The organism is Mycobacterium sp. P4_H6 (assembly GCF_056400845.1).
Map to the genome: position 1 here is coordinate 97,687 of NZ_JBFUKN010000009.1, position 8,174 is coordinate 105,860.

The window sequence follows — 8,174 nt, forward strand, 5'->3', positions numbered from 1 at the left end:
GCCGCGGGCATACCGGCACATGGCAACATCGCTCTACATGCCGCATGCCGCCGACTGCCATGACCTGATCCGGGTGACCGGAGCCCGGGAGAACAACCTCAAGAACGTCGACATCGAACTGCCGAAGCGACGCCTGACGGTGTTCACCGGTGTTTCCGGCTCCGGCAAGAGCTCGCTGGTGTTCGACACCATCGCCGCGGAATCCCAGCGCCTGATCAACGAGACCTACAGCTCATTCGTCCAGGGTTTCATGCCCAGCATGGCCCGTCCCGACGTCGACGTGCTGGAGGGCCTGACCACTGCCATCATCGTCGACCAGCAACGCATGGGCGCCGATCCGCGCTCCACTGTCGGTACCGCCACCGATACCGGAGCAATGTTGCGAATCCTGTTCAGCCGGTTGGGCACACCCCACATCGGCTCCCCGCAGGCCTTCTCGTTCAATGTCGCCTCGATCAGCGGGGCCGGCGCGGTGACCTTCGAAAAGGGCGGCAAAACCGTGAAGGAGCGCCGCGATTTCAACATTCTCGGCGGTATGTGCCCGCGCTGCGAAGGACGCGGCGCCGTCAACGACATCGACCTGACCGCCCTTTATGACGACACCAAGTCCCTCAACGGCGGTGCGCTCACCATCCCCGGGTTCAGCATGGAGGGCTGGTACGGCCGGATCTTCAACGGCTGCGGCTTCTTCGATCCGGACAAGCCGATCAACACGTTCACCAAGTCCGAACTCGACGCGCTGCTGTACAAGGAGGCCACCAAGCTCAAGATCGACGGAGTGAACCTGACCTACCTGGGCCTGATACCGCAGATCCAGAAGTCCTATCTGTCCAAGGACGTCGACGCGATGCAGCCGCATATCCGCGCCTTCGTCGAACGCGCGGTCACCTTCACCACCTGCCCGGACTGCAATGGCACCCGACTCTCCGACACGGCACGGTCATCGAAGATCGAGGGCGTCAACATCGCCGACGTGAGCAGCATGCAGATCACCGACCTCGCGCAGTGGATCGGCAGGCTCACCAAGAAGGCGGYGGCCAAACCGCTGGCGCCCTTGCTCACCGCACTCGGGCACACCCTGGATTCATTCGTCGAGATCGGCCTGGGATACCTGTCCCTGGAACGACCGGCAGGAACCCTGTCCGGCGGAGAAGCTCAGCGCGTCAAGATGATCCGGCACCYGGGATCGGCGCTGACCGACGTCACCTACGTCTTCGACGAGCCGACCATCGGGCTGCATCCGCACGACATCGCACGGATGAACAACCTGCTGCTGCAGTTGCGGGACAAGGGCAACACCGTGCTGGTCGTCGAGCACAAGCCGGAGACGATCGCGGTGGCCGACCATATCGTCGACCTGGGCCCCGGGGCGGGTAGCGCCGGTGGTGAGGTGGTGTTCGAGGGCACCGTCGCAGCGTTGCGCAAGAGTGGCACCATCACCGGCCGCCACCTCGACGACCGCGCCGCCTTGAAGGAGTCGGTGCGAGAGCGCAACGGCGCGTTGGAGATCCGCGGTGCCGGTACCCACAACCTGCGTGACGTCGATGTCGACATCCCACTGGGCGTCCTGGTCGTCGTCACCGGTGTGGCGGGTTCGGGAAAAAGTTCGCTGATCGACGGTTCGGTGGCTGGTCTCGACGGTGTCATCACCATCGATCAGGCCGCGATCCGCGGTTCCCGGCGCAGCAACCCGGCGACCTACACCGGCCTGCTGGAGCCGATCCGCAAGGCGTTCGCCAAGGCCAACGGCGTCAAACCCGCCCTGTTCAGTTCCAACTCCGAGGGCGCCTGCCCGACCTGCAACGGCGCCGGCGTCATCTATACCGAACTCGGCGTGATGGCCACGGTGGAATCCACCTGCGAGGAGTGCGAGGGCCGCCGCTTCCAGGCCTCGGTGCTGGAATACACGCTGGCGGGCAAGAACATCGTCGAGGTGCTCGCCATGCCGGTGACCGAAGCCGTCGGCTATTTCGACAGCGGCGAGTCGAAAGTGACCGCAGCACAGAAGATCCTGAGCCACATGGCCGATGTCGGCCTGGGCTACCTCACCCTCGGTCAGCCGTTGACCACGCTGTCCGGTGGCGAGCGGCAACGCCTGAAACTTGCCGCGAGACTCAGCGACAAGGGCGCCGACGAGGGGACGGTCTTCATTCTCGACGAGCCGACCACGGGCCTGCACCTGGCCGACGTCGAGCAACTCCTCGCGCTGCTGGACAGCCTGGTGGACGCCGGCAAATCGGTGGTGGTCATCGAGCACCACCAGGCCGTGATGGCCCACGCCGACTGGATCATCGACCTGGGGCCGGGAGCCGGACACGACGGCGGGCGCATCGTCTTCGAGGGAACACCACGGGACCTGGTGGCTGACCATTCCACGTTGACCGGTCGGCATCTGGCCGACTACATCGCAGATTGAGCACTTGACACGTGTCAAGTATGGTGGAGGGATGCTTGCCGAAGACGTGCTGACCACCGTGCCGACCACCACCGCCGAAGCGCTCGACGTCTTCGACGCCGCCCCCGGTGTCGACCCGGATTTCATGATCGGCACCTGGCACGGCGCTGAACTGCCGACCGCGCACCCGATGGACGGGCTGCTGGCCGCCAGCGGCTGGTGGGGCAAGCAGTTCGTCGACGCCGAGACCGTGCATCCCCTGTTGTTCCCGAAAGGCGGGGGCACCGCGCTGTGGCCGCTGAATCCGGTGCTCGCCTTCGGCGGTCTGGGCATCGCCACGAAGGTGCCGCTGGTGCGTAACCTCTCGTTGGTGCAGCCCATCTCGGCACTGCGGCCCGCGCTGCGCACCAAGGCGCCCAAAGCCCGGCTGCGCACCACCCGGTACCGCGGAACCGACAGCGCGACAATGATCTACGACAATCTCCCGATCAACGACGTGTTCCGCAAGATCCCCGGGGCCGAAATAGATACCGTGATCGGCGCGATGGACTACCGCGGCGGCAAACGTCCGTATTTCTTCGTCCTGCAGCGCGACAACTCGCTGCCGGTCCAGTAGGTCAGGGCTTGACGGCCTCGATGAAATAGCCGCGCGGCACACCCGCCACGTCCATCGGGACGGCGGGAGCGAACCAGCGCCCCCACGCATTGCCGGGCACCGCGATATCGGTGACGGCTGCCGACCAGCCGTGCCGTTCGGCGAGCTCACCCGGAGTGTCCGACCCGAACAACCACGGCGACCCCTGCGCCGCCATGGATTCCAGCACCGGTGCCATGAACGGCGACTCCAGCAGCGCCGTGCCCACGACCTCATAGAGCAGCACCGAACCAGGCGCCGACAAGGCGTCGACGTGGGCGAACAGGGCGCTCACCTCGGCGTCATCGAGGTACTGCAGCAGGCCCTCCATCAACCACACCGAGGGTTCGCCCGCGTCGAAGCCCGCCGATGTGAGCGCGGGCGGCCAGTCATCGGCGAGGTCCACTCCCACCGCCACCCGCCGGGCGCGCGGGGTGTCCTCGGAGAGCAGGTGACCCTTGGCCTCGATGACCGCAGGCTGATCGAGTTCGTAGACGGTAACCCCGGCGGGCCAGTCCAGCCGGTAGGCCCGGGCATCCATTCCCGCCGCGACGATCACGACCTGATGCGCGGCCCGGGTGGCACGCAACAGCGCCTCGTCCCAGAACCGGGTCCGCACCACGATCTGAACCGTCGACTGCTCCCCCGAAGCCTGCAGTGCGGCTTCCAGGAACTCCCGGCCGGTGTCGCCTGCCAGCTTGTCCGCGAACGCGTCGACGAACAACGGATCCTGGCGGCGGCTCTCCCGGGCCCGGATGGCGGCGACCAGCAGCGCGGTGCGGGCGACCCCGTTCAAACCTGCGGACTCGTCAGCCATCTCAGCGGTCCCCACCGTCGTAGCCGCTGCGCCACTCGGTGATCTTGCGCCCCAACGAATCCACCGCGCTGGTGGCGGCCTGGCCCACCCCGTCGATGAGGCCGCCGACGCCGTCCCGGATCCCGCGGATCAGCGGATCGTCGGACTGGTCGAATCCGTCCTTGTACTGGCGGGCCGCCGCGCCGACATCCTCGGTCCAGCCGACCGACGCATCCTCGGAGCGGCGCGGGTAGTCACCGGCCAGGATGGCGCCGTAACCGCCGGTGTCCACCCAGCCGGTCAGCGCCGCCGCCCGCAACACCGAGAACGGGTGGCTCTGCAACTCCAGGTTCAGCAGTTTGAGCACACCGTCACGCATGTCACCGGAGCGCTCGTACTCCCGCGCCTGCGCCAGAAAGGCCTGCGAGTCCAGCTTGTCCAGATGGCTGCCGCCCGCCAGCTTCAGCTCGACCCGGATGGCCGCATCGACGTCCTGCCCGCACAACAGACCGGCGCGGTCACCCGAAAGCTCGGATTTGCGTTGCCATTCCAGCAGGGCGGCAACGATGGCGCGCAGTGCCCAGCCACCCACCGGGATGAAACCGAAGGATGACGCCAGCCGGATCAGGTGCATGAGCATCGTCCGGTACACGGCATGGCCGCTCAAGGCATGTCCGAGTTCGTGGCCGATGACGAAGCGCATCTCGTCATGGGACATCAGTTCATAGAGCCCCGAGGTGATCACGATGAACGGCTTGTCCATGCCGATGGTGTACGCATTGGCCGTCGGCGACTGCACCACGAACAGTTCCGGCCGTACCGGGGCGTCCAGCACGTGCACACATTCGTCGAGCAGTGCGTCGAGATCGGCGAACTGTCGCGGACCGACCTGCACCGAGCTGGCCAGGTAGAGCAGCCGGTGCTGGCGTTCGCGCAGCACACCGGAGATGACCTTGAGGACCTGGTCGAACCCCTTGAGCCGGCGCAGCGCGGTCAGCGCCGTCCGATCCGCGGGATGCTCCCAGGCCCGGGAACTGATGTCCGGGAACTCCACACGGCGCGTCGCAGGTGAATCCACGCGTTCAACAGTACGGCGCGGATCAGGCGATGATGCGCACCAGATAGGGCGTCATCGAGGCGGTCCGCACGGCCGAGACCGTCACGCCGGAGTCGGAGGCTTCCAGCATCTGCCCGTTCCCCACGAACAGCGCCACGCTCTGGGTGCCTTCCGGGCCGAAGAAGATCAGGTCGCCGGGCAACGCCTGTTCCGGCAGTACCTTCTGGCCGACCTTGTACATCTCGCCCGAGGACCGCGGCAGCTTCACCCCGACGCCGGCGAAGGCGTAGACGATGATGCCCGAGGCGTCGAATCCCACCACGTTGGCCGCCGGATCCGGTGCGGCCGGAAGTCCGGGAACGAGCGGAGAAGCGACCGGGGCCGGCGGGGCCAACCCGGGGAAGTTCAGGCCCGGAACGCCGCCCGGGATGGCGGCAGCAGCCGGTTCCGCGGCGGCCGGAGTCTCGCGGACGACACCGCGGGTGGGGCCGTTGGCGTCGCCGCCGCCGTAGCTGAACGGCACACCGCGCTGGGCCAGAGCCCGCGCGATCACGTAGTCGACCGCCTGCTGGTTGCGGGCCGGGCGGGTGTTGAACGGATCAGCCGATGCGACACCAGGAGTCACTGTCAACACAGCCAGGCCGAGCAGCAGGGCACAGAAGCGTCTCATCGGGTCGTCAACTCTTTCGATCAGGGCGGGAAACACGACGACCGCACTAATTGACGGCCGTCACCGCTATTTCTACCGACCGTTTGAGCCGTTTCCCAATTCGACTGTGGCGCAGCATAAATGAGATGCAGATCCGTGACCCAAAAGAGACTCCCGTGCCCGGGTCGTGATGTCTCCGCGACCATTCCGACACCATCACCGCGGTGCGCTAGATGCAGAACGGCACCGGCCCGCGCAACCCGAAGGCTGCGCTGACCGGTGCCGTTGTGGCAAGCCGGATTACTTCAGTGCGGCGAGCGCGGCATCGTAGTTGGGCTCCTGCGCGATTTCCGGGACGAGTTCGGTGTAGACGACGTTGCCGTCGGCACCGATCACCACGACCGCGCGGCCCAGCAGGCCTTCGAACGGCCCGTCGACGAGGGTGACTCCGTAGTCCTCACCGAAGCTGTCGCGGAACGCCGAGGCCGTCAGGACGTTCTCGAGGCCCTCGGCACCGCAGAAACGCTTCTGCGCGAACGGCAGATCCTTGGACACGTTCAGGACCGCCGTACCGGTGGCCGCGGCGCGCTCGTTGAAGGTCCGCACACTCGTCGCGCACACCGGGGTGTCCACCGACGGGAAGATGTTGAGCAGCACGGCCTTGCCGCTGAACTGGTCATTGCCGACCGCGCCGAGGTCGGTGCCGACCAGGGTGAAAGCCGGAGCCGACGTGCCGACTGCGGGCAGCTCGCCGGCCGTGTTGATGGGGTTTCCCTTGATGGTGATCTGTGCCATGTCCACCAGTCTGTCAAAGACGGCGCAGCTCGTGTGCCTGAGGGGTCCGTGACGATGCGTGGCACCATCGAATCGTGATCGTCCTGCCCGACGGGGTCCTCGCGATGGCCGCCCGCGGACCCGAATGGCAGCGTTGGGTCGACGACCTACCCAGGTCGGTCGGCAGCCAGCTCCAGGAGTGGGATCTCGCCGCGGATGGTGCACCCCAATACGGTTTCTGTTCGATCGTGCTGCCGGTGCGCGCCGGCGACGGTGCGTCCGCCATGCTCAAAATCGCGTTCCCCGACGATGAATCCGAACACGAACACCTGGCGTTGCGTCGCTGGGACGGCCAGGGAACCGTGCGTCTGCTGCGCGCCAACCCGTACCGCCGCGCGATGCTGCTGGAGCGGCTGCATGCCCGCAACCTCAACGACGTCTGGGATCTCGAGGCGTGCGAGATCGTCGCCGGACTGTACGGACGCATCCACGTGCCCGCGCTGCCGCAGCTGCGTCCGCTGGTCGGGTACATCGAGAAATGGAATGCCGACCTGGCGCAGTTACCGCGCAGCGCCGCACTGCCCCACCGGCTCGTCGAGCAGGCGCTGTCACTGGGAGCCGATTTCGTGTCCGACCCGGCCAGCACCGGCACGCTGATCCACGGCGATCTGCACTACGAGAACGTGCTGGCCGCAGATCGGGAACCATGGCTGGTGATCGATCCGAAGCCGATGAGCGGCGATCCGCACTACGAGATCGCGCCGATGCTGTGGGACCGCTGGGACGAGCTTTCCGGTTACGTCCGCGAAGGTGTGCGACGCCGCTTCTACACGCTGTCCGAGACCGCCGGGCTTGATGTCGACCGGGCGCGGGCGTGGGTGATCGTGCGGATGATGCACAACGCGATGTGGGAGCTCACCGAGAACGAGGTGCCGGACGCGAAGTGGCTGACGACGTGTGTGGCGGTGGCCAAGGCGGTGCAGGAGTAGCTGGGCAGATGTCCGACCCCGTCAGTAGAATCGCACATATGTTCGAAGTTTTGGATCGGGCCGCACTCGCCGGGTTGAGCGATGAAGCGCTCATCTCCGCGGTGACGACGACGACCCAGAACGAGGCGTCGGTGGCGGCCTACCGGTTGGCGTTGATCGGTGAGGTGGTGGCCCGCCAATGCGATGACGAGGATGACGTCATCGCCCATCAGGTCATCGACGGGTGGGCGTGGGCTCAGGCCGCGGTGGCGGCGGCCTGCAACCTGAACACCCACGCCGCGTCCAAGCAGATGCGCATCGCCCAGGCCCTGCGTGACCGGCTGCCCCGCACCGCCGCACTATTTGGGAAGGGTGCGATCTCAATGGCGGTGATCGATGCGATCACCTGGCGCACCCACCTCGTCGACGACGACGACGCCCTCGTGCTGATCGACACCGCCATCGCCGGCGAAGCGGGCGAGTACGGCGCGCATTCGGAGAAACAGTTGATCGGCGCCATCGATCTGTGGGTGGAGAAATTCGACCCCGAAGCCGTCGTGCGTTCCAAGCGCAATGCCAAAGACCTGTACGTCGAGTTCGACGACAAAGACGATCCCAACGGGGTGTCCTCGTTCTGGGGTCGGCTACGTGTCACCGACAAGAAGATCCTCGAACAACGCCTCAACGACCTCGCCGACACTGTCTGCGCCAATGATCCCCGCGCGCGGGGCGAGCTGCGTGCCGCGGCATTGGCCGCGTTGGGCGCGGTCGGCCCGCAACTGGAACGCCTGACATGTGAGTGCGGGGACGCCGGCTGTCAGGGCAGCGGGAAAGATCCACGCTCAGGCGCAGTGACCATCTATGTGCTGACCGACCAGGTGCCCGCCGCCGGCGAAGAGTC

Annotated in this window: 8 protein-coding genes; 4 read left to right on the forward strand and 4 right to left on the reverse strand. The window is 66.5% G+C overall.

Annotated elements, in window-relative coordinates; translation table 11 throughout:
* Positions 1-37: 37 nt before the first annotated feature.
* Both AC1DTF_RS06180 and AC1DTF_RS06185 read left to right on the forward strand, forming a co-directional pair.
* Positions 38-2,416, forward strand: a complete 2,379-nt coding sequence (locus AC1DTF_RS06180) for an ATP-binding cassette domain-containing protein (RefSeq protein ID WP_477473447.1) — start codon at positions 38-40, stop codon at positions 2,414-2,416.
* A 31-nt stretch (positions 2,417-2,447) separates the two neighbouring features.
* Positions 2,448-3,011 (forward strand): DUF4334 domain-containing protein, encoded by a 564-nt coding sequence (locus tag AC1DTF_RS06185; RefSeq protein WP_477473439.1) that lies wholly within the window; start codon positions 2,448-2,450, stop codon positions 3,009-3,011.
* A 1-nt stretch (position 3,012) separates the two neighbouring features.
* Here the strand turns inward: AC1DTF_RS06185 and AC1DTF_RS06190 are convergent, their stop codons facing one another.
* The 4 genes from AC1DTF_RS06190 to tpx all read right to left on the reverse strand — a co-directional run bounded on the left by AC1DTF_RS06190 (position 3,013) and on the right by tpx (position 6,326).
* Positions 3,013-3,846 carry an SAM-dependent methyltransferase gene (locus tag AC1DTF_RS06190; RefSeq protein ID WP_477473440.1) on the reverse strand — a complete coding sequence of 278 codons (834 nt, stop codon included), beginning with the start codon at positions 3,844-3,846 and terminating at the stop codon, positions 3,013-3,015.
* A 1-nt stretch (position 3,847) separates the two neighbouring features.
* On the reverse strand, positions 3,848-4,903 hold the full coding sequence (locus tag AC1DTF_RS06195) for a M48 family metallopeptidase (protein ID WP_057165422.1): 1,056 nt from the start codon (positions 4,901-4,903) through the stop codon (positions 3,848-3,850).
* Positions 4,904-4,925: 22 nt separating this feature from the next.
* Positions 4,926-5,552 carry an NlpC/P60 family peptidoglycan-binding protein RipD gene (ripD, locus tag AC1DTF_RS06200; protein WP_477473441.1) on the reverse strand — a complete coding sequence of 209 codons (627 nt, stop codon included), beginning with the start codon at positions 5,550-5,552 and terminating at the stop codon, positions 4,926-4,928.
* 279 nt (positions 5,553-5,831) lie between these two features.
* Entirely contained in the window at positions 5,832-6,326 is a 495-nt protein-coding gene (gene tpx / locus AC1DTF_RS06205) for a thiol peroxidase (RefSeq protein WP_477473442.1), read from the reverse strand.
* A gap of 74 nt (positions 6,327-6,400) precedes the next feature.
* Here tpx and AC1DTF_RS06210 point away from each other — a divergent pair, with 74 nt between their 5' ends.
* Positions 6,401-7,294, forward strand: coding sequence for an aminoglycoside phosphotransferase family protein (locus AC1DTF_RS06210; protein ID WP_057165425.1), 894 nt, complete (start codon positions 6,401-6,403; stop codon positions 7,292-7,294).
* Positions 7,295-7,332: 38 nt separating this feature from the next.
* Positions 7,333-8,174: DUF222 domain-containing protein (locus tag AC1DTF_RS06215; RefSeq protein ID WP_477473443.1), on the forward strand; the 842-nt coding region annotated here is incomplete at its 3' end.

Bases quoted from the DNA above. Each gene is read 5' to 3' on its own strand.
- AC1DTF_RS06185 (WP_477473439.1), top strand. From the start codon at position 2,448: ATGCTTGCCGAAGACGTGCTGACCACCGTGCCGACCACCACCGCCGAA.
- AC1DTF_RS06190 (WP_477473440.1), bottom strand. From the start codon at position 3,846: ATGGCTGACGAGTCCGCAGGTTTGAACGGGGTCGCCCGCACCGCGCTG.
- ripD (WP_477473441.1), bottom strand. From the start codon at position 5,552: ATGAGACGCTTCTGTGCCCTGCTGCTCGGCCTGGCTGTGTTGACAGTG.
- tpx (WP_477473442.1), bottom strand. From the start codon at position 6,326: ATGGCACAGATCACCATCAAGGGAAACCCCATCAACACGGCCGGCGAG.